The following is an 18863-nucleotide window of genomic DNA, read 5'->3' on the forward strand; positions in this document are numbered from 1 at the left end:
CATTTCAAATTATAAATATTCCAAGCCATGGCTACGGATCTTAAATATACCAGGAACATCGGCATCGCCGCCCACATCGACGCGGGCAAGACGACGACCACCGAGCGTATCCTTTACTACACCGGCATCTCCCATAAGATCGGCGAAGTGCACGACGGAGCGGCCACCATGGACTGGATGGAGCAGGAGCAGGAGCGGGGTATCACCATTACCTCCGCCGCCACCCACACCAACTGGAAGTGGAAGGACCAGTCCTACATCTTCAACATCATCGACACCCCGGGTCACGTGGACTTCACCGTAGAGGTGAACCGTTCGCTCCGCGTACTCGATGGTCTGGTGTTCCTGTTCTGCGCCGTATCCGGCGTAGAGCCTCAGTCCGAAACTAACTGGCGTCTGGCCAATAACTATAAAGTACCCCGGATCGGTTTCGTCAATAAGATGGACCGTTCGGGTGCCGATTTCTTCAGCGTCGTGAAGGACGTAGAGGAGAAGCTGGGTTCCAAATCCATTCCCCTGCAGGTCCCCATCGGTGCCGAGGAACGCTTTAAGGGCGTCGTCGACCTGATCACCATGCAGGCCATCGTATGGAACGAGGAGGACCAGGGTATGACCTTCGAGGTTATCGATACCCCCGAAGATCTCGTCGAAACCGTCAACGAATGGCGCGAGAAGCTGCTCGAGGCCGTCGCCGAATACGACGAAAGCCTTCTGGAGAAGTACTTCGAGGATCCCGAGAGCATCAGCGTCGAGGAAGTACGCAAGGCCGTCCGTGACGCCGTTATGGACGCCGCTTTCGTGCCCATGATGTGTGGTTCCGCCTTCAAGAACAAAGGCGTACAGGCCGTGCTCGACGCGGTTTGCGCTTACCTGCCCAGCCCGCTGGACGTTCCCGCCATCAAGGGAACCGATCCCGACAACGAGGAGAAGATCCTGGAGCGTAAGGCTTCGGTCGACGAGCCCTTCGCCGCGCTGGCCTTCAAGATCGCTACCGACCCCTTCGTCGGCCGCCTCGCCTTCATGCGCGTTTACTCCGGTCGTCTAGACGCCGGCTCTTACGTGAAGAATACCCGCAGCGGTAACAAGGAGCGCATTTCCCGTCTGTACCAGATGCACGCCAATAAGCAGGAGAGCATCACCAAGGTAGAGGCCGGTGACATCGCCGCCGCCGTTGGTTTCAAGGACATCCGTACCGGTGATACCCTGTGTGACGAGAACAACCCGATCGTACTGGAATCAATGGTTTTCCCCGACCCCGTGATCGGAGTTGCCGTGGAGCCCAAGACGCAGAAGGACATCGACAAACTCGGTATGGCCCTCGGTAAGCTTGCCGAAGAGGATCCGACCTTCCAGGTGAAGTACGATGAGGACACCAACCAGACCGTCATCAGCGGTATGGGTGAGTTGCACCTCGAGATCATCGTCGACCGTCTGAAGCGGGAGTTCAAGGTAGAAGCCAACGTAGGCGCGCCCCAGGTGAACTACAAGGAAGCCCTCTTCAACACCGTTACTCACCGCGAGCGGCTCAAGAAGCAGTCGGGTGGTTCCGGTCTGTTCGCCGACATGAGCTTCGACCTCGGCCCCGCTGACGAGGAATTCCTGGAAAGCGAGGACTTCAAGAGCGGAAAGGAGAATCTCCAGTTCGTGTGGGACATCGTCGGTGGATCGATCGACAAGAACTACCAGAAGCCGATTCGCGACGGATTCAAGTCGATGATGAAGAACGGCGTACTGGCCGGCTACAACATCGACAGCATGAAGGTGCGGGTGTTCGACGGTGCCATGCACTCGGTCGACTCCAAGCCCATCGCCTTCGAACTTTGTGCGAAGGAAGGCTTCAAGGCGGCCGCTAACCAGGCGCAGCCCAAGCTGCTCGAACCCATCATGAACGTCGTGATCACCACTCCGGAGGAGTACACGGGTAACGTGATCGGTGACCTCAACCGTCGCCGCGGTCTGCCGAAAGGACAGAACCCGGTCGCGGGCGGAGCCGTCAAGATCACGGCCGACGTGCCCCTGAGCGAAATGTTCGGTTACGTGACCGACCTGCGTACGATCACTTCCGGTCGGGCCAGCTCGAGCATGACCTTCAGCCACTACACCGAGGCTCCCTCCGGCGTAGCGAAGGAAATCATCGCTAAAGCCCGCGGCGAAGCATAGAACCCAGTTAACTCCCGGGGAGGATGCTCTTCGGTTTTACGGGAGGGAAGGGATGACCCACGCGTCGGACCTTCCCTCCTCCATCCTTGACAAACAAATCTGGCATGAATCAGAAAATTCGCATTAAGCTGCGTTCTTACGATCACAACCTGGTGGATAAGTCTACCGAGAAGATCGTCAAGACCGTAAAAAACAGTGGGGCCATCGTAACCGGTCCGATTCCGCTGCCCACCGAGAAAGATATTTACACCGTTCTGCGCTCGCCGCACGTAAATAAGAAATCCCGGGAGCAGTTCCAGTTGCGCACCCACAAGCGCCTCATCGAAATTTATACCCCCAACCAGAAGACGGTTGACGCCCTGGCGAAGCTGGAGCTTCCCAGTGGGGTAGATATTCAGGTGAAGCTAACCTAAACCGCCATCCTTTGATCGGCCCGGTCCTTACGCGACCGATAGGTTAACACTCCATTGATTAACGGCTCCCTTCCTTCGCGGATCGGGGCATACCGCCCGCTCTCCAAAAAAGGGGAAGGCGGAAAAATTTAGACCCATGAACGGTATAATTGGTAAAAAAGTCGGGATGACCTCCATCTTCGACGACGCAGGTCGCAACGTGGCCTGTACGGTCATCGAGGCCGGTCCCTGTGTGGTCACTCAGGTGAAAACCGACGATACGGATCAATATAACGCGCTGCAGCTCGCTTACGGCGACAAGAAAGAAAAAAGCAGCAGCCAACAACTGGTAGGCCACTTCAAGGCCGCCGGTACCGGTCCTAAGACCGATGTCATCGAATTTCGTGACATGAATCTGGCCAAGGCCCTCGGCGATACGGTTACCGTGGATGAAGTCTTCATCGAGGGCGACCTGTGCGCCGCCGTCGGAACCAGCAAGGGTAAGGGCTTCCAGGGTGTTGTAAAGCGCCACAACTTCAAGGGGGTCAACGATGCTACCCACGGTCAGCATAACCGCCAGCGTGCCCCCGGTTCGATCGGTGCCGCCAGCTACCCCGCCCGCGTATTCAAGGGTATGCGGATGGCCGGTCGCGATGGTGGCGGACGGGTAACCGTAAAGAACCTCCGGGTACTGCGCGTATTCCCCGAGCGCAACCTGATCCTGGTAAAGGGTGCCGTTCCCGGCCCCAAGGGTGGAACCGTAATTCTTCACAAGTAAGGCGCCCCGCCTCTAAAATAAATAGAAATGAAACTACAAGTTCATAGCGCAACGGGTGCCGAAACCGGCCGCGAAGTAGAGCTGCCCGAGAACATCTTCGGCGTAGCCCCCAATGAGCACGCCGTTTACCTCGCCGTCAAGGCTTACCTCGCCGCCCAGCGTCAGGGTACCCACAAGGCTAAGGAACGCGGCGAGATTGCCGGTTCTACCAAGAAATTGCACAAGCAGAAGGGTACCGGTGGATCGCGTAAGGGCGACATCAAGAACCCGCTCTTCCGCAGTGGTGGACGGATCTTCGGCCCCCGCCCCCGCACCTACGGCATCAAGCTGAACAAGAAGGTCAAACTGGCCGCACGGGCTTCCGCCCTGTCGGCCAAGGCTTCGGCCGGGAAGATCACCCTCGTGGAGGATCTCAAGTTCGATACCCCCAAGACCAAGGACTTCGTCAACTTCCTCGGCGCCGTGAAGGCGACGGAAGGAAAGGTCCTGCTGATCACCGCGGAGCACGACACCAACGTCTTCCGTAGCGGCCGTAACCTCCCCAACAGCGCGGTCATCAGCGCCGGAGCGGTGAGTACCTACGACATTATGCGCGCCGGTACCGTACTGCTTGCCGAAGGAGCAATTGATAAACTTAAGGAGCAGTTCGCTGCCCACGAAACCACAACGACCAATGGCTAAGACAATCCTCATCAAGTCGGTAGTTTCGGAAAAGGCCGAGCTACTCAGTGAAAACCAGACCCAGTACACCTTCGTGGTGAACGGATCTGCGAACAAGATCGAAGTCCGCAATGCCATCGAATCCCGTTACGGCGTCACCGTCGACAGCGTGAACACGATGAACATGCCGGGCAAGAGCAAAAACAGATCGACCAAGTCGGGCGTGATTCGCGGTCGCGTAGCGGGCTTTAAGAAAGCCATCGTGACGCTGATCGAAGGAGACACTCTCGACCTGTATAACGAAATTTAAGGAACCCCGGTGGGTGGGGAGCAGCGGGCCAGGGTCGATCTGGGCTTCCGTCTTCATGCTCCGAGATTCACCGGACAATCAGTGCAATAATGCCAATTAAGAAGTTTAAGCCGGTATCCGCCGGATCTCGCTTTCACGTCGGTAACAAGTTTACCGAACTGACGGGCGACAAGCCCGAGAAGAGCCTGCTGGCCCCCGTCAAGCGTACGGGTGGTCGTAACAAGACCGGCAAGATGACCGTCCGCCAGCGTGGTGGTGGTCACAAGCGCCGCTACCGTATCGTCGACTTCCGGCGGGAGAAAGACGGTATTCGTGCCGAGGTGAAGACCATCGAGTACGATCCCAACCGCACCGCCTTCATCGCGCTCGTGGAGTACACCGACGGCGAGAAGCGTTACATCATCGCTCCCCAGGGACTCACCGTAGGCGACACCATCGTCAGTGGTGCCGATGCAACGCCGGACGTAGGAAACTGCATGCTCCTGGGAGACGTACCCCTCGGTGCCCAGATTCACGCCATCGAGCTGCAGCCCGGTAAGGGAGCCGCTCTTGCCCGTTCCGCCGGCACCAATGGTGTCCTGATGGGTAAGGAAGGCCGCTTCGTATCCGTGAAGTTGCCCAGTGGCGAGGTTCGCCGTATCTTAAAGACGTGCCGGGCCGTCATCGGAGCTACCTCCAACCCCGACCACGCCCTTACGGTTGCCGGAAAGGCCGGCCGTAACCGCTGGCTCGGTCGCCGTCCCCGCGTTCGCGGTGTAGCCATGAACCCCGTCGATCACCCCATGGGTGGTGGTGAGGGTCGCGCTTCCGGCGGACACCCCCGTTCACGTACCGGTATTATGGCTAAGGGCCAGAAGACCCGCAACGTGAATAAGGCCAGCAACAAAATGATCATCAGCCGTCGCAAGACCAAGAACAAGAAATAAACTATGGCACGTTCGCTCAAGAAAGGCCCCTACGTTTTCCACAAGCTGTACGACAAGATTGTAAAGTCGCAGGAAGGCGGTCGCAAGGGCATGATCAAAACCTGGTCCCGCGCCTCCATGATCGTTCCCGACATGGTAGGTCTCACGATTGCCGTCCACAACGGTAAGACTCACGTACCCGTTTACGTTACGGAGAACATGGTCGGTCACAAGCTCGGTGAGTTTGCACCTACCCGTTCCTTCCGTGGTCACGGTGGCAAGAAGAAGTAGACCAGGGGAATTCCCGGACTATTGTACAATAACAGAGTGAAGGAAGAGTAGGTCCTCGCCCCTGCGGCCCGGCTTACTAACCCGTTCCCTCATAATTTTTATCCAAGTAATGGAAGCAACAGCAAGTTTAAATAGCATTCCGATGTCGGTCCGCAAGATGCGGCTCGTCGTCGACCTGATCCGCGGCAAGCGGGTGGGGGAGGCGCTCGGCATCCTGGAGTACAGCAAGCAGGAAGCTGCGATCTGGCTCAAGAAAAACCTTCTTTCAGCGGTCGCCAACTGGGAGTACAAGAACGACGGACTGGAAAGCGCCGACGAGTACGATCTCTACGTCAGCGAAGCCTTCGCCGACGCCGGTGCCCAGATCAAGCGGTTCCGTCCGGCCCCCCACGGTCGTGCGCACCGGATCCGGAAGCACAGCTGCCACGTCACCATCAAGGTTAGCAACAAGATCGCTCTGCCGAGCGAGGGCGTTGCCAAAACCGAATCCGAAACCGTCCAAGCATAACTAACCATGGGTCAAAAGACTAATCCAATTGGTAACCGACTCGGTTACATTCGCGGCTGGGACAGTAACTGGTTCGCCGATAAAGACTACGCCTCCAACGTCATCGAAGACGAGAAGCTGCGTACCTACCTGCAAACCCGTATCAATAAGGGTGGCATCGCGCGCATCATCATTGAGCGTACCCTCAAGCGGGTTACGCTGACGATCCACACGTCCCGTCCCGGCATCATCATCGGTAAGGGAGGTAAGGAGATCGATCAGATCCGCGAAGAGCTGCGCCGCCTGACGGATAAGGATGTACAGATCAACATCATCGAGATCCGTAAGCCGGAGCTCGACGCTAACATCGTCGCCGAATCCGTAGCCAACCAGATCGAAGCTCGCATCAACTACCGCCGCGCCATCAAGACCAGCATCGCCTCCACGATGCGGGCGGGCGCTGAGGGCATCAAGGTGCGCATCTCTGGCCGTCTTAACGGATCGGACATGAGCCGGACGGAGGAGTACAAGGAGGGCCGTACCCCCCTGCATACTTTCCGTGCCGACATCGACTACGCCCACAAGGAAGCCCACACGGTCTACGGCCGTATCGGCATCAAAGTGTGGCTCTGTAAGGGTGAGGTTCTCGGTAAGCGTGACCTGAACCCCAATGCCGGACTCGCTACGAAGGGCGACCGCGATGACCGGGGAAGCCGTGGTGGCGACCGGGGAGGTCGCGGTGGTGGCAACCGCCGGGGAGGCGGACGCCGCTAACCACTCCCGCAGATTACTGTCGGTGATCGACGAAGGCCCCCGGGGCAACGGACACCGATCGACTTAACCGCCTCCTGGCGAGAACAACCGAAACGGAAGCCATCAAAACAGCCTTTTGCGCTGGCTTCCCATCCCGAAAAGCAGGGTAGCACCGCGCGGATTCCGCCATTGCTACCTTGCTTTCCTTTGCTCCGAATAAAAGGAGCGTTATCCTTTCCCATATCGGGGCAAAAGCGTACCTTTGCCCCGCTCTACGGGAGCCCTCTTAAACTTTGCATCATGTTACAGCCGAAAAGAACGAAATACCGCAAGCAACAGAAAGGTCGGAATACCGGGCTGGCTGGTCGTGGTAACTTGGTTTCCTTTGGAAGTTTTGGCCTGAAGAGCCTGGACGCCGGACGGATCACCAACCGGCAGATCGAAGCCGCGCGTATTGCCATGACCCGTCATATGAAACGGGAGGGTAAGGTATGGATCCGCATTTTTCCCGATAAGCCGATCACCAGCAAGCCGCTTGAAGTGCGGATGGGTAAGGGTAAGGGTGCCCTCGACCACTGGGTCGCTCAGGTACAGCCCGGCCGTGTCCTGTTCGAACTGGATGGCGTAACCCGGGAAGTTGCCGAAGAAGCCCTGCGCCTTGCCGCCCAGAAGCTTCCGGTACTCACCAAAACGATCACCCGGGTAGACTATCAGGGGTAATCACGTAATTAACCATAAAAGCTAAATCTGCTCCCGATCACATTCGGGACGCGGTACAATCAGATTCTGATGGCGAGTAATAAAACCTTAGAACTACGGGACGTCTCCGATGCCGATCTGCAAGATCAGCTCAACGAGACCACCGCAAGCTTCGAAAAAATGAAGTTCGATCACACCGTTAACGGGATCGAGAACCCCCTGCAACTGCGCTCCGTGCGCCGGGACATTGCCCGGATCAAAACGGAAGTCCGCCGTCGTGAGCTGGCTCAGCTCTCCCAGGAGGACCTCGGGAAACGTGATGACATTCGCCGCCGCCGCCGCAAAAAGTAATTCAAGATGAGCAACGAGGAAAAGAATACCCCGGAAAAGGAGCAGACCCAGGAAGATCAGGGTGGCCTTCTCAATAAGATCACCCACGCCGTGGATGACGCGATCGATACCGCCGCCAGTGCGGTCGAATCCGTAACCGGCGGAGGCCAGCAGGAGGGATCGGCCAAAGAGAAAGCCAAAGCTCCCGCGTCCGCGCCCCAGGCTGCATCCGCTAAAGCGGACTCCGGACGTAACGAGCGCAAGACTCGTGACGGCGTAGTGGTGAGCAATAAGATGGATAAGACCATCAGCGTGGCGATCGAGCGTCGTCTGCAGCACCCCATCTACGGTAAGTACGTAAAGAAAACCAAGAAGCTGATCGCCCACGATGAGCAGAACGAGTGCCAGATCGGCGACCTCGTACGCATCATGGAGTGTCGGCCGCTGAGCCGCCGCAAGCGCTGGCGCCTGATCTCCGTACTGGAGCAGGCCAAGTAAACCCAATCGTAAACGGCATCAAAAATAATTTGTCATGATCCAACAGGAATCACGTTTGCGCGTAGCCGATAACAGCGGAGCCAAGGAAGTACTCTGTATTCGGGTACTGGGTGGCTCGAAGCGGCGCTACGCCTCCATCGGCGACCAGATCGTTGTCAGCGTAAAGGAAGCCTCCCCCGGAGGAAACGTCAAGAAAGGTTCGGTTTCCCGTGCCGTAGTCGTACGCACCAAGAAGGAAGTCCGCCGTAAGGACGGCTCTTACATTCGCTTCGACGACAACGCCGTCGTACTGCTCAACGCAGCCGAAGAGCCCCGGGGCACCCGTATTTTCGGTCCCGTGGCTCGCGAACTGCGCGACCGCGACTACATGAAAATCGTATCACTGGCCCCCGAGGTGCTGTAACCCTCTGTAAAGAGGCTATAAATTAATTAGCAATGGCTAACAAGACCTATAAAGACAAGCAGAAGCGGCACACGCCCAAGCTTAAGATTAAGAAGGGCGACCGGGTGGTAGTGATCAGCGGTGCCTACCGCGACCGAACCACGGCCCGCGAAGTACTCGAGGTATTCCCCCACGAGAACCGCGCCCTGGTAGACGGTGTGAACATCCGGAAGAAGCACCAGAAGCCCACCGAGGAGGCCGCCGGCGGCATCGTCGATAAGGCTGCTCCCATCCACATTAGTAACCTCATGCTCGTCGACCCGTCCGTAGATGAAGTAACCCCCACCCGTGTCGGCCGTAAAGCCGACGAGAACGGTAAGCTACAGCGGTACGGTAAGCGTAACGATAACATCATAGCATAATGAGCTACACTCCAAGAATCAAGAAGAAGTACGACGATGAGGTACGGGCCAAGCTGCAGGAGCAGTTCGGCTACAAATCCCCCATGGAAGTACCTCGCCTGCTCAAGATCGCCATCAACCAGGGCGTCGGTAAGGGTACCCAGGACCGTAAACTGGTCGAGAACGCCGTCAAGGAAATGACCCTGGTCGCCGGTCAGCAGGCCGTCACCACCAAGGCAAAGAAGTCGGTGTCGAACTTCAAACTCCGCGACGGAATGGCCATCGGAGCCAAGGTTACCCTGCGTCGGGAAAAGATGTACGACTTCCTGGACCGTCTCATCTCTACCGCCCTTCCCCGGGTGCGCGACTTCCGCGGCATCAACGACAAGAGCTTCGACGGTCGTGGTAACTACACCATGGGCGTAACCGAGCAGATCATCTTCCCGGAGATCAGCCTCGACGATGTGGCTAACATTACCGGATTCGACATCACCTTCGTGACCAGCGCCAAAACCGACGCTGAGGCCCTCGCGCTGCTGAAGGCCCTCGGACTTCCGTTCAAGAACCAAAATAATACCAACGACTAATGGCTCGTAAATCACTGATTGCCCGCGAACGCAAGCGGGAGCGCATGGTCGCCAAGTACGCCGAGAAGCGTGCCGCGCTGAAGGCTGCCGGAGAATGGGAGGAGCTCGATAAGCTTCCCCGTAATTCCAACCCCATCCGCCTGCACAACCGCTGCGGTCTTACCGGTCGCCCGAAGGGCTACATGCGTAAGTTCGGCCTGTGCCGCGTCAAGTTCCGTGAGATGGCACTCGACGGCAAGATCCCCGGCGTGCGTAAAGCATCCTGGTAAACCAATATACTATTAACAGCCCCGGAAGTTCCTACATACGGAAAACCACGGGGCGCAATCGTTTTATCCCATGGCAGTTACCGATCCCATTGCCGACTACCTGACCCGCATCCGCAACGCGCAGATCGCCGGACACCGGGTAGTGACCATTCCCGCCTCCCGTACCAAGAAGCGCATCACCGAAATTCTCTACGATCAGGGCTTTATCCTGAAGTACAAGTTTGACGATGAAGCCGGTAAGGGCAAGCAGGGAGAGATTTCCATTGCACTCAAGTACGAACGGGAAACCAAGCGCCCGGTCATCCGGAAGCTCATTCGTGTATCCAAGCCCGGTCTGCGCCAGTACGCGAAGTCCGACGCCATGCCACGCGTGATCAACGGACTGGGCATTGCCATCGTGTCGACCAGTAAGGGTGTCATGACCGGTCGGCAAGCCACCGAACAGAAGGTCGGCGGTGAAGTACTGGCTTACGTATACTAACCATAGAATCACTCTGCAGGATAGCTCTTGGCCGTCCGTAAGATCAATCAATCATTATGTCTAGAATTGGCAAAAATCCGGTTGGCCTCCCTTCGGGCGTCACCGTTACCGTAAGCAAGGGAAACCTCGTTACGGTCAAAGGCCCCAAGGGCCAGCTCACCCAACAAGTTGACCCCGACATGGGCATCGAGGTGAAAGAATCCGAGATCCAGGTAACCCGGCCGACCGACAGCAAGCGTCACCGCAGTTTTCACGGTCTGTACCGTTCGCTGCTCGCCAACATGGTCGAGGGCGTTACCAACGGCTACACGCTGTCGCTGGAGGTCATCGGCGTCGGTTACCGGGCGGAGAACAAGGGCAATCTGCTCATCCTCACCCTGGGGTACTCTCACCCCATCTACTTCGTCGTCCCGTCGGAAGTAAGCGTGGAGACCGTCAGTGCGAAGGGTAAGAACCCCATCATCACGCTGAAGAGCATGGACAAGCAGCTTATCGGACAGGTAGCCGCCAAGATCCGCAGCCTCCGCAAGCCGGAGCCCTACAAAGGAAAGGGTATCCGCTTCGAAGGAGAAACCATCCGCCGTAAAGCTGGTAAGACCGCCGCTAAGAAGTAGTAGGCCAAAAGTAAAAGCAATGCAACTAACGAAACTCAAGCGGCGCAAGCGTATTCACTCCCGCGTCCGCAAAAAAATTCAGGGTACGGCCGATCGTCCGCGCCTCAATATCTTCCGCTCCAATCGGTACATCTACGCTCAGCTGATCGATGACGTTACCGGGAACACCCTGGCCAGCGCTTCCAGCTTCGAGGCGAACGTTGCCAACGAGGGTAATAAGTCCGACCAGTCGAAGGAAGTCGGAAAGCTCATCGCCGAGCGCGCCAAGGCCGCCGGCATCGAACGAGCCGTGTTTGACCGCGGTGGTTATTTGTATCACGGTCGGGTGAAGTCACTCGCTGAAGGTGCCCGCGAGGGTGGCCTGAACCTTTAAAATAAGCTCCAATGGCTGATAATAGAAACAACAGCGGCGGCGGTGGTAACAACCGCAACAGCAATCGTCGTGACTCCCGTGATAACCGGGGCCGGAACAACCGCGGTGACCAGCACGAATCCGATCTGAAGGAAAAGATGGTAGCCCTTAACCGGGTTTCCAAAGTAACCAAGGGTGGTCGCACCTTCACCTTCGCTGCCATCGTCGTGGTTGGTGACGGTAACGGAAAGGTCGGGCACGGCATGGGCAAGGCCCGTGACATTTCCGAGGCTATTCAGAAGGCTACCGATATCGCCCGTAAGAGCATGATCAAGGTGCCCCTGTACAAAGGAACCATCCCCCACGAGCAGTTGGGTAAGTACGGTGCCGGTAAGGTCCTGCTCAAGCCCGCTAGCGAGGGTACCGGTGTAATTGCCGGTGGTGCCATGCGCGCCGTTCTCGACATCGCCGGAGTACACAACGTACTGGCCAAGTCGCAGGGCTCGTCCAACCCCCACAACGTAATCAAGGCCACGATCGACGCCCTGCAGAAGCTGCGCAGCCCGCAGACCATCGCCAAGCAGCGCGGAATTTCCATGGAGAAACTCTTCGAAGGCTAATTCACGTCCACCCGCCTCCGGGCGCAAACCATGTATCATGGCAAAGATTAAAATTACCCAAGTCAAGAGTGTGATCGACCGGCCAAAGAGCCAGAAGGATACCATCAAGGCGCTTGGCATTAAGAAAATGAACCAGACCGTCGAGCGGGAAGACACCCCCGTAATCCGCGGTATGGTTAATAAGGTAAGTCACCTCGTCGTAGTCGAGTAAATCGGTTCGCCCGGGAAACCCGGCGGTGCGGAATCTCCGGCTACGGAATCCGCCGGATGGCTGCGGCCATTTAATCGGCCGATACTGGACACGGTGATCAAAATAAAATATAATGGAACTCAATAATCTCAAGCCCGCCGCCGGCTCTACCAAGTCGGGTAAGCGGATTGCCCGCGGACAGGGATCCGGACGCGGTGGTACCTCCACCCGTGGCCACAAGGGCGCCAAGTCGCGCAGCGGTTACAAGAGCAAGCGTAACTTCGAGGGCGGACAGATGCCCCTGCAGATGCGGTTGCCCAAGCGTGGATTTAACAGCCCGAATCGTGTAGAATACGTAGCTTTGAACCTGGAGCATTTGCAGGCGATCAGCGAAAAGCACAACTTGACCGAGATTACCCCCACCGCCCTCTATGATGCCGGTATCGTAAAGAAGAACGATCGGATCAAGGTTCTCGGGAACGGTGAGCTGACTTCGGGTCTTTCGATTACCGCTCACGCCGCGAGTGCTTCCGCGAAGGAAGCCATTGAGAAGGCCGGTGGTAGCCTCACCATTGCCTAATTTAGCCCCTACGCAGGAGTGGATAAAGATTTAAACGAGAATACGGAGGTACCAATGGTATCCCGTATTCTGTTTTAGTCTTCACCTTAACCGCCTGATCTTACCGGCGAATCAATAAAAGAACTTGCCATGAAGTTTTTCGAGAATATAAAGAACATCTGGTCGATCGAGGAGCTGCGCAATCGCATCCTCTTCACGCTCGCCCTCATGGCAGTTTACCGGCTCGGATCCTTCATTGTTCTCCCGGGTGCCGACGTGGCCGCGCTGAAGGCCAGCCTGGCCAGCCAGGGTGATCCCAACGATCTCCTCGGACTCATCAACCTGTTTACGGGAGGCGCCTTCAACAACGCCTCCATCATGGCCCTGGGCATCATGCCCTACATTACGGCCAGTATCATCGTACAGTTGCTGGGTTTTGCGGTCCCTTACTTCCAGAAACTGCAAAAGACGGAGGGCGAATCGGGACGTAAAAAGCTTACCCAGATCACCCGGGCGCTCACCGTGGCCATCACGCTGGTCCAGGGAGCGGGTTACCTTACCTACATCAAAACGCAGGGTGGATTAAGCCCCGCCGTCAGCCCATCCGTATTCTGGATCTCGGGCATCATCATTCTCTCGACCGGCACCATCTTCGCCATGTGGTTGGGAGAGCGCATCACGGATCGCGGCATCGGCAACGGTGTATCCCTGCTGATCACGGTGGGTATCATTGTCGGTCTCCCGTCCGCCCTGGGTTTCGAGCTCCAGTCGCGCCTGCAGGCCGGAGCGCTCCTGATTTTCGTACTCGAGATGCTCGGCTTCTTCCTGGTCACCATGGCTACGGTCATGATCGTAACCGGTGTACGTAAGATTCCGATCCAGTTCGCTAAGCGTATGGTTGGTCGCGGACAGGGGGCAGCGCCCTCCGCCACGGCACGCGACTACATCCCCCTGAAGGTCAACGCTTCCGGCGTTATGCCGATCATCTTTGCGCAGGCTCTGATGTTCGTGCCCGCGAGCCTCGCGGGTTTTGCCGGAGGAGATGCCGAGACGAGCTGGCTGGCCCTGCAGTTTAACGACTTTACGTCGCCCCTCTACAACATCGTCTACTTCGTCCTGGTCGTAGCCTTCACCTACGTCTACACCGCTCTGGTCGTCAACCCCAGTCAGTACACCGAGTACCTGAAGCGTCAGAACGCCTTCATCCCCGGCGTGCGGGGCGGGACCGAGACGGAAGAATACATTGACTCTATCACCAGCCGCATTACCCTGCCGGGGTCGATCCTGCTCGGTCTCATTGCCATTCTGCCCGCTTTCGTAGCCGGCTTGGGCGTTAACCAGCAGTTTGCGATCTTTTTCGGTGGTACCTCCCTGATCATCATGGTCGGAGTGGTCCTCGATACGCTCCAGCAAATCGATACTTACCTTCTCATGCGTAAGTACGACGGCCTCTCGAAGGAGGGCCGTCTACAGGGCCGGGGCACCGGAAGCCGTATGCAGCAGATAGGTGCCGATTTTTAGCCTCCAAAATCTGTTTTTTGAACACGAGCGGATATCCTTCACCGGGATATCCGCTCTTTTTTTGCGATATTTGCAAAATCACGTGCGCCCTAACCGCCCTGCCAGGGTCATTTGTTGGGGAGGCATTCTCTCACTAACCCATATCCTATGAAACGAATTTCTACCCTTCTATCCCTCGCGCTCTGTCTCGGCATCGCCATCCCCGTCATGGGGCAGAATCTTGACTCGGGCCTGGTCGTCTACTACAACTTCGAAGGCGATCTGGTGGATTCCATTTCCGGGACCGCCGCCCCGAGCAACGGTAACCTAACCTTTGCCGACGACGACAGCAAGACCGGCAGCCAGTCAATCCGGTTTTTCACTACGGACAGCTACTTCAAGACTCCCGCGGAAGCACTGATCCCCGGTCGTGAGATTGACGGCGGTACGCCGGCCAGTTTCGCGATGTGGGTTAAGCACCGGGGCGCATCCCTGGGGGCTAAGCGCCAGAATTACCTGGCCCAGGAAGATGGCTGTGGTGCCACCGGCCGGGTTACGCTTTACCTGCAGACGCCGGGTGACGGAGTCAAGGCCGATACCATCGTGTCCTTCGTCGGCAACGACCGGACCAGCAGCGAATACTCCCCCGTCGGCGTCGCCGCCGATGAGTGGATTCACCTCGCACTCACCATCGATCCCGAGACCCGCCTGTTCAATTTCTACGTCAACGGTAGACTGACCAACCAGGATTCCCTCACCGGCGGCAAGCAGGTAGAGCCTTCCTGCGGGGAGTACATCGTGGGTCACCATAAGGCCGACGAAACGGAAACCCAGACCTTCGACGGTCTGATGGACGACCTGCGTTTCTACAATCGCGTAATCACCGAAACCGAAGTCGCCCTGCTGGCCGGCCTTGATCTAAGTGGTACACGGGAAGTGCTCGCAGCTTCCGCCCTGAGTCTGTCTGCTAATCCCGTTCGCACCGGAGAAGCGGTCACGGTGAGTCTCGACCACGACGTATTTGCCCCCGGCACGGACGTGCAACTGCGAGTGGTTGACCTGCAGGGTCGTCTGGTTCTGTCGCGCACTTACCAGAGTGTTATCGATCGCATCCAGTTAGAGCAGAACCTCGTTCCCGGTGCCTACTCGGTATCGGTTACCGATGGCCGCCGCCTGGCTTCCGGAAAACTGATCGTGCGGTAGGCCTCGCCGACCGAATGACCAGCTGATGCCGGCCCCCGCTCCTCACGGACGGGGGCCGGCGTTTTTGGGAGGCACCGCAACTTTCGGTTGTTCCCCTTTCGTTAGTTACCTACGCTATGCAAGGAAAGATCTGGACCACCCTCCGCCGGGCAATTACGGGCGAAATGCACGATTACACCCGGGGTAGCATTCGCCAGGGAATCGTTCTGCTGGCCATTCCCATGATGCTCGAAATGGCAATGGAAAGCGTATTCGCGCTGGTCGATACCTTCTTTGTAGGGCGTATAGGGGTGTATGCACTGACCACGATCGGTCTTACCGAAGTGATGATGACGCTGATCTATTCGGTGGGCATCGGACTGAGTCTGGCTCCCATGGCACTCATTGCGCGGTTCGTCGGGGAAAAGAATACCGCCCAGGCGAGTCGGGCCGCCGGGCAATCCATCGTGCTGACGCTCCTGCTTAGCGCGCTCATCGCCGTGCCCGCCTATCTCTATGCGGCCGATCTGCTGCGGCTGATGGGGGCGAGTGAGGAGGTCGTGGACGCCGGCATCGGCTATACCCGGATCATGTTTGCCGGCAACGGTATCATCATGCTGTTGTTTCTGCTTAACGGCATTTTTCGCGGCGCGGGAGAGGCTGCCACCGCCATGCGGGTGCTCTGGATCGCTAACGGGATCAACATCGTGCTCGATCCGATCTTCATATTCGGCCTCGGTCCCATACCGGGCTTCGGGGTGGAAGGGGCAGCCATCGCTACGACCATCGGACGGGGCCTGGGAGTAGCCTATCAACTGTACATACTGTTCTCCGGCAGGTCCATCGTACGGATCGCCGGTACCCGGTGGCGGATAGACGCGTCCATGCAGTTGCGTATAGTACGCATTGCGGCCAACGGTGCCTTCCAGTACCTGATCGGATCGGCGAGTTGGATCTTTCTGGCCCGGGTAGTGGCCAGCTTCGGAGATTCCGCGGTGGCCGGGTACACCGTAGCTATTCGACTTATTTTATTTACCCTGCTCCCGGCGTGGGGGCTTTCCAACGCCGCCGCCACATTCGTCGGACAAAATCTGGGTGCCCAACAACCGGGACGTGCCGAGCGGGGCGTTTGGTGGACCTTGGGAATTACCAGTGTTTACCTGCTCGTGCTCTCCTTCGGGTACTACATTTGGGCGGGTCCGCTGGTGCAAGCATTCACGGAAGATCCCATGGCACTGGGGTACGGACGTGATGCTCTCCAAGTATTTGCCATTGGCTACGTGTTTTTCGGACTGGGTCTTATTCCCGTTCAGGCCTTCAACGGTGCCGGGGATACCCTGACCCCGACACTACTCAACTTCGTATGCTTCTGGCTGCTGGAGATCCCACTCAGCTACTACCTGGCCGTAGGGCTGGGACTGGAGGTGCGGGGCGTCATCTGGGCCGTAGTCGTAGCTGAACTGGTACTGGCCATCATTGCTCTCGTGCTGTTCCGGCGGGGGCACTGGAAAACCAAGGTCATCTGACGTCGTCGGATCGTCGGACCATGATCACCACCCCCGTTGACCACGCCAGACTCGTCAGGTAAAACTCCTCCCGAGCGTGCAGGTCTTCCAGTAAGGCCGTAGCGCGTTCCAGGTGGCCCGCCGGCCAGTTGTCCTGGGGGATCATATCGTCGACAACGTACATACCTCCCGCTTTGACCAGTTCGAGTGCTTCGTCCAGATGATTGTACTTGCCGGGCCAGGTATCCGCGAAAATCAGATCGAAGGGCGGTCCCCGGTATGATCTGAGCCAGTGCTCTCCGTCGGTGTTTACGATCGTGACGCGATCATCCCGGGCAAACAATTCAGCAGTGAATGCCGAGTAGATCCGTTCGTTTTCGACGGAAATTACCGAAGCCCCCTTATCCATGCCCGCGACTATCCAGGATAGGGAAAGCCCCAGGCCCGTTCCGAGTTCCAGGAACCTTCCCCCCGGACGGGACGCCACCAGGGTACGCAGTAACGACCCCACCTGCATGTCGGCGGGCATGGTAAAGCCCCGTTTCTGCGTTTCCAGCTGAATTGCTCTTAAAAAAGGAGGGTCCGAATGGGGTTTTTGTGGGGAGTCGCCAATCATACTAGGGTGTGTGGTGTGTTAGCAAAATAAGGGCCGCCGGTGGCGCGGCATATGGTCAATTACGGGGCTTTTTCCGGTCTCCGGTTCGCTTTCGGGTCACGGAGTACCTTCGCCTTTCCTTATGGCATTACGAACGGTTGTACTAGGCGGCGGGGCCGCCGGATTTTTTGCCGCTATCCGTATCGCGGCACGTCACCCGGACTGGGAAGTTTCCATTCTGGAGCGGGGCAGGTCCGTGCTGGAAAAGGTGCGCATCAGTGGAGGCGGGCGGTGCAACGTGACGCACGCCTGCTGGGACCCCGCCGAACTGGTACGCTATTATCCCCGGGGAGAGAAAGAGCTGCTGGGGCCATTCCATAAGTTCGCCTGTGGGGACACCATGGCGTGGTTCGGTGACCGCGGCGTGGCCCTGAAGATCGAGGAGGATGGTCGGGTTTTCCCCGAATCCGATAGCTCGCAGACCATCATCGACTGCTTATGGGCGGAGGCGAAGCGCCTGGGGATCCGGATCGTCACGGGCGCCCGGGTGGAGTCGTTTACCGCTCCCGCGTCCCCGCCCGAACCCTGGGCCGTAACCGTTGGCGGGAGTACCTACTACGCGGACCGGCTCGTGGTAACGACCGGAAGCAACCCCGCCGTTTGGAAACTGTTGCGGGGGATCGGTCACCAGCTGATCGATCCGGTGCCTTCCCTGTTTGCGCTTAACATCAAGGATACCCGGTTGGCGGGCTTGTCCGGCATCAGCCTGCCGTGGGTACAGCTGCGGGCCGGTAGATTGCAGGCCGATGGTCCGTTGCTCATTACCCACCGGGGGCTGAGCGGCCCGGCCGTCTTGCGCCTGAGTGCCTGGGGCGCCCGCGAGCTGCATCCGCTGGGGTACGATTTTGAGTTGTTCGTGAACTGGGTGGCCCGGCGCCCCGCAGATGTGGAAACGGCGTTGGCCGGTACGAATTTGGCCCGTAAGCAGGTAGCAAAGAATTCGCAATTGGGACTGCCGGCCCGCCTCTGGTACACCCTGGTTATTGCGGCGGGTATAGCCGCGGACCAGCAGTGGGCCCACGTGACCAGCGACCAGCGTGCCGCACTGATCACGGAGCTTACCGCCGGTCGCTTCCGGGTAAAGGGAAAGGCCACGAACAAGGACGAGTTTACCACGGCCGGTGGCGTCGATCTGCGGGAAGTGGATTTTCGCAGCTTCCAGTCGAAGGTACATCCCACGCTGTATCTGGCGGGGGAGGTGCTCGATATCGACGCCATTACGGGGGGCTTCAACTTTCAGGCGGCCTGGACGGGCGGCTGGCTGATCGGTGAGCACATTCAGTAATTCCCGTGCCGTCGACTC

Annotated in this window: 27 protein-coding genes; 26 read left to right on the forward strand and 1 reads right to left on the reverse strand. The window is 57.9% G+C overall.

The window, feature by feature from the left end:
- The first annotated feature begins 27 nt into the window (after positions 1–27).
- The 25 genes from fusA (at position 28) to NMA52_RS10440 (ending at position 16926) form a co-directional block, all read left to right on the forward strand.
- Positions 28–2160, forward strand: coding sequence for an elongation factor G (fusA, locus tag NMA52_RS10320; protein ID WP_254827589.1), 2133 nt, complete (start codon positions 28–30; stop codon positions 2158–2160).
- A 104-nt stretch (positions 2161–2264) separates the two neighbouring features.
- The gene (gene rpsJ, locus NMA52_RS10325) at positions 2265–2573 is read left to right on the forward strand and encodes a 30S ribosomal protein S10 (RefSeq protein ID WP_099106033.1); all 309 of its coding nucleotides are present in this window, start codon (positions 2265–2267) and stop codon (positions 2571–2573) included.
- Between the two features lie 136 nt (positions 2574–2709).
- The gene (gene rplC, locus NMA52_RS10330) at positions 2710–3330 is read left to right on the forward strand and encodes a 50S ribosomal protein L3 (RefSeq protein WP_254827590.1); all 621 of its coding nucleotides are present in this window, start codon (positions 2710–2712) and stop codon (positions 3328–3330) included.
- A 27-nt stretch (positions 3331–3357) separates the two neighbouring features.
- Positions 3358–4011 (forward strand): 50S ribosomal protein L4, encoded by a 654-nt coding sequence (rplD, locus tag NMA52_RS10335; RefSeq protein WP_254827591.1) that lies wholly within the window; start codon positions 3358–3360, stop codon positions 4009–4011.
- On the forward strand, positions 4004–4300 hold the full coding sequence (gene rplW, locus NMA52_RS10340; RefSeq protein WP_254827592.1) for a 50S ribosomal protein L23: 297 nt from the start codon (positions 4004–4006) through the stop codon (positions 4298–4300). Before rplD ends, rplW begins: the two co-directional genes overlap by 8 nt.
- An 89-nt stretch (positions 4301–4389) precedes the next feature.
- Positions 4390–5226 carry a 50S ribosomal protein L2 gene (gene rplB, locus NMA52_RS10345; protein ID WP_254827593.1) on the forward strand — a complete coding sequence of 279 codons (837 nt, stop codon included), beginning with the start codon at positions 4390–4392 and terminating at the stop codon, positions 5224–5226.
- Between the two features lie 3 nt (positions 5227–5229).
- On the forward strand, positions 5230–5496 hold the full coding sequence (rpsS, locus tag NMA52_RS10350; RefSeq protein WP_099106028.1) for a 30S ribosomal protein S19: 267 nt from the start codon (positions 5230–5232) through the stop codon (positions 5494–5496).
- Positions 5497–5605: 109 nt separating this feature from the next.
- Positions 5606–6004, forward strand: a complete 399-nt coding sequence (rplV, locus tag NMA52_RS10355; RefSeq protein ID WP_254827594.1) for a 50S ribosomal protein L22 — start codon at positions 5606–5608, stop codon at positions 6002–6004.
- Positions 6005–6010: 6 nt separating this feature from the next.
- The gene (rpsC, locus tag NMA52_RS10360; RefSeq protein ID WP_254827595.1) at positions 6011–6757 is read left to right on the forward strand and encodes a 30S ribosomal protein S3; all 747 of its coding nucleotides are present in this window, start codon (positions 6011–6013) and stop codon (positions 6755–6757) included.
- 279 nt (positions 6758–7036) lie between these two features.
- Positions 7037–7456, forward strand: a complete 420-nt coding sequence (gene rplP / locus NMA52_RS10365) for a 50S ribosomal protein L16 (RefSeq protein ID WP_183495627.1) — start codon at positions 7037–7039, stop codon at positions 7454–7456.
- Between the two features lie 69 nt (positions 7457–7525).
- Positions 7526–7786 (forward strand): 50S ribosomal protein L29, encoded by a 261-nt coding sequence (gene rpmC / locus NMA52_RS10370; RefSeq protein ID WP_254827596.1) that lies wholly within the window; start codon positions 7526–7528, stop codon positions 7784–7786.
- Between the two features lie 6 nt (positions 7787–7792).
- A complete protein-coding gene (gene rpsQ / locus NMA52_RS19165) occupies positions 7793–8263 on the forward strand; it encodes a 30S ribosomal protein S17 (RefSeq protein WP_371930958.1) in 471 nt (156 codons plus the stop codon).
- Positions 8264–8297: 34 nt separating this feature from the next.
- The gene (gene rplN, locus NMA52_RS10380; RefSeq protein WP_183495624.1) at positions 8298–8666 is read left to right on the forward strand and encodes a 50S ribosomal protein L14; all 369 of its coding nucleotides are present in this window, start codon (positions 8298–8300) and stop codon (positions 8664–8666) included.
- A gap of 32 nt (positions 8667–8698) precedes the next feature.
- Positions 8699–9067, forward strand: a complete 369-nt coding sequence (gene rplX, locus NMA52_RS10385) for a 50S ribosomal protein L24 (protein WP_254827597.1) — start codon at positions 8699–8701, stop codon at positions 9065–9067.
- Positions 9067–9633 (forward strand): 50S ribosomal protein L5, encoded by a 567-nt coding sequence (rplE, locus tag NMA52_RS10390; RefSeq protein ID WP_254827598.1) that lies wholly within the window; start codon positions 9067–9069, stop codon positions 9631–9633. Before rplX ends, rplE begins: the two co-directional genes overlap by 1 nt.
- Complete coding sequence (gene rpsN, locus NMA52_RS10395; RefSeq protein ID WP_099106019.1) at positions 9633–9902, forward strand: 30S ribosomal protein S14; 270 nt, start codon at positions 9633–9635, stop codon at positions 9900–9902. The genes rplE and rpsN overlap by 1 nt, the downstream gene beginning before the upstream one ends.
- Positions 9903–9972: 70 nt before the next feature.
- Positions 9973–10383 carry a 30S ribosomal protein S8 gene (rpsH, locus tag NMA52_RS10400; protein WP_254827599.1) on the forward strand — a complete coding sequence of 137 codons (411 nt, stop codon included), beginning with the start codon at positions 9973–9975 and terminating at the stop codon, positions 10381–10383.
- 56 nt (positions 10384–10439) lie between these two features.
- Positions 10440–10997, forward strand: coding sequence for a 50S ribosomal protein L6 (rplF, locus tag NMA52_RS10405; protein WP_254827600.1), 558 nt, complete (start codon positions 10440–10442; stop codon positions 10995–10997).
- Between the two features lie 19 nt (positions 10998–11016).
- Positions 11017–11370: a 50S ribosomal protein L18 gene (rplR, locus tag NMA52_RS10410; protein WP_254827601.1), complete on the forward strand. Its 354-nt coding sequence runs from the start codon at positions 11017–11019 to the stop codon at positions 11368–11370.
- An 11-nt stretch (positions 11371–11381) separates the two neighbouring features.
- Positions 11382–11969 (forward strand): 30S ribosomal protein S5, encoded by a 588-nt coding sequence (gene rpsE / locus NMA52_RS10415; protein WP_256534241.1) that lies wholly within the window; start codon positions 11382–11384, stop codon positions 11967–11969.
- A gap of 37 nt (positions 11970–12006) precedes the next feature.
- Positions 12007–12180 (forward strand): 50S ribosomal protein L30, encoded by a 174-nt coding sequence (gene rpmD, locus NMA52_RS10420; RefSeq protein ID WP_254827602.1) that lies wholly within the window; start codon positions 12007–12009, stop codon positions 12178–12180.
- A gap of 112 nt (positions 12181–12292) precedes the next feature.
- Entirely contained in the window at positions 12293–12739 is a 447-nt protein-coding gene (rplO, locus tag NMA52_RS10425; protein WP_254827603.1) for a 50S ribosomal protein L15, read from the forward strand.
- Between the two features lie 129 nt (positions 12740–12868).
- Entirely contained in the window at positions 12869–14239 is a 1371-nt protein-coding gene (secY, locus tag NMA52_RS10430; protein ID WP_254827604.1) for a preprotein translocase subunit SecY, read from the forward strand.
- 147 nt (positions 14240–14386) lie between these two features.
- On the forward strand, positions 14387–15421 hold the full coding sequence (locus NMA52_RS10435) for a LamG-like jellyroll fold domain-containing protein (protein WP_254827605.1): 1035 nt from the start codon (positions 14387–14389) through the stop codon (positions 15419–15421).
- Between the two features lie 116 nt (positions 15422–15537).
- The gene (locus tag NMA52_RS10440) at positions 15538–16926 is read left to right on the forward strand and encodes an MATE family efflux transporter (protein WP_254827606.1); all 1389 of its coding nucleotides are present in this window, start codon (positions 15538–15540) and stop codon (positions 16924–16926) included.
- Here NMA52_RS10440 and NMA52_RS10445 read toward each other — a convergent pair.
- Complete coding sequence (locus tag NMA52_RS10445) at positions 16919–17521, reverse strand: O-methyltransferase (RefSeq protein WP_256534242.1); 603 nt, start codon at positions 17519–17521, stop codon at positions 16919–16921. The two genes, NMA52_RS10440 and NMA52_RS10445, sit on opposite strands and share 8 nt — an antisense overlap.
- Before the next feature lie 121 nt (positions 17522–17642).
- On the opposite strand from NMA52_RS10445, the gene NMA52_RS10450 reads away from it, so the two are divergent.
- Positions 17643–18845, forward strand: coding sequence for an aminoacetone oxidase family FAD-binding enzyme (locus NMA52_RS10450; protein WP_254827608.1), 1203 nt, complete (start codon positions 17643–17645; stop codon positions 18843–18845).
- Positions 18846–18863 lie beyond the last annotated feature (18 nt).

This window comes from Lewinella sp. JB7 (genome assembly GCF_024297185.1).
Classification (GTDB): Bacteria; Bacteroidota; Bacteroidia; order Chitinophagales; family Saprospiraceae; genus Neolewinella.

What these genes read in the sequence shown, in the direction of transcription:
- fusA (WP_254827589.1), top strand. Translation starts at nt 28, where the DNA reads ATGGCTACGGATCTTAAATATACCAGGAACATCGGCATCGCCGCCCAC.
- rpsJ (WP_099106033.1), top strand. Translation starts at nt 2,265, where the DNA reads ATGAATCAGAAAATTCGCATTAAGCTGCGTTCTTACGATCACAACCTG.
- rplC (WP_254827590.1), top strand. Translation starts at nt 2,710, where the DNA reads ATGAACGGTATAATTGGTAAAAAAGTCGGGATGACCTCCATCTTCGAC.
- rplD (WP_254827591.1), top strand. Translation starts at nt 3,358, where the DNA reads ATGAAACTACAAGTTCATAGCGCAACGGGTGCCGAAACCGGCCGCGAA.
- rplW (WP_254827592.1), top strand. Translation starts at nt 4,004, where the DNA reads ATGGCTAAGACAATCCTCATCAAGTCGGTAGTTTCGGAAAAGGCCGAG.
- rplB (WP_254827593.1), top strand. Translation starts at nt 4,390, where the DNA reads ATGCCAATTAAGAAGTTTAAGCCGGTATCCGCCGGATCTCGCTTTCAC.
- rpsS (WP_099106028.1), top strand. Translation starts at nt 5,230, where the DNA reads ATGGCACGTTCGCTCAAGAAAGGCCCCTACGTTTTCCACAAGCTGTAC.
- rplV (WP_254827594.1), top strand. Translation starts at nt 5,606, where the DNA reads ATGGAAGCAACAGCAAGTTTAAATAGCATTCCGATGTCGGTCCGCAAG.
- rpsC (WP_254827595.1), top strand. Translation starts at nt 6,011, where the DNA reads ATGGGTCAAAAGACTAATCCAATTGGTAACCGACTCGGTTACATTCGC.
- rplP (WP_183495627.1), top strand. Translation starts at nt 7,037, where the DNA reads ATGTTACAGCCGAAAAGAACGAAATACCGCAAGCAACAGAAAGGTCGG.
- rpmC (WP_254827596.1), top strand. Translation starts at nt 7,526, where the DNA reads ATGGCGAGTAATAAAACCTTAGAACTACGGGACGTCTCCGATGCCGAT.
- rpsQ (WP_371930958.1), top strand. Translation starts at nt 7,793, where the DNA reads ATGAGCAACGAGGAAAAGAATACCCCGGAAAAGGAGCAGACCCAGGAA.
- rplN (WP_183495624.1), top strand. Translation starts at nt 8,298, where the DNA reads ATGATCCAACAGGAATCACGTTTGCGCGTAGCCGATAACAGCGGAGCC.
- rplX (WP_254827597.1), top strand. Translation starts at nt 8,699, where the DNA reads ATGGCTAACAAGACCTATAAAGACAAGCAGAAGCGGCACACGCCCAAG.
- rplE (WP_254827598.1), top strand. Translation starts at nt 9,067, where the DNA reads ATGAGCTACACTCCAAGAATCAAGAAGAAGTACGACGATGAGGTACGG.
- rpsN (WP_099106019.1), top strand. Translation starts at nt 9,633, where the DNA reads ATGGCTCGTAAATCACTGATTGCCCGCGAACGCAAGCGGGAGCGCATG.
- rpsH (WP_254827599.1), top strand. Translation starts at nt 9,973, where the DNA reads ATGGCAGTTACCGATCCCATTGCCGACTACCTGACCCGCATCCGCAAC.
- rplF (WP_254827600.1), top strand. Translation starts at nt 10,440, where the DNA reads ATGTCTAGAATTGGCAAAAATCCGGTTGGCCTCCCTTCGGGCGTCACC.
- rplR (WP_254827601.1), top strand. Translation starts at nt 11,017, where the DNA reads ATGCAACTAACGAAACTCAAGCGGCGCAAGCGTATTCACTCCCGCGTC.
- rpsE (WP_256534241.1), top strand. Translation starts at nt 11,382, where the DNA reads ATGGCTGATAATAGAAACAACAGCGGCGGCGGTGGTAACAACCGCAAC.
- rpmD (WP_254827602.1), top strand. Translation starts at nt 12,007, where the DNA reads ATGGCAAAGATTAAAATTACCCAAGTCAAGAGTGTGATCGACCGGCCA.
- rplO (WP_254827603.1), top strand. Translation starts at nt 12,293, where the DNA reads ATGGAACTCAATAATCTCAAGCCCGCCGCCGGCTCTACCAAGTCGGGT.
- secY (WP_254827604.1), top strand. Translation starts at nt 12,869, where the DNA reads ATGAAGTTTTTCGAGAATATAAAGAACATCTGGTCGATCGAGGAGCTG.
- NMA52_RS10435 (WP_254827605.1), top strand. Translation starts at nt 14,387, where the DNA reads ATGAAACGAATTTCTACCCTTCTATCCCTCGCGCTCTGTCTCGGCATC.
- NMA52_RS10440 (WP_254827606.1), top strand. Translation starts at nt 15,538, where the DNA reads ATGCAAGGAAAGATCTGGACCACCCTCCGCCGGGCAATTACGGGCGAA.
- NMA52_RS10445 (WP_256534242.1), bottom strand. Translation starts at nt 17,521, where the DNA reads ATGATTGGCGACTCCCCACAAAAACCCCATTCGGACCCTCCTTTTTTA.
- NMA52_RS10450 (WP_254827608.1), top strand. Translation starts at nt 17,643, where the DNA reads ATGGCATTACGAACGGTTGTACTAGGCGGCGGGGCCGCCGGATTTTTT.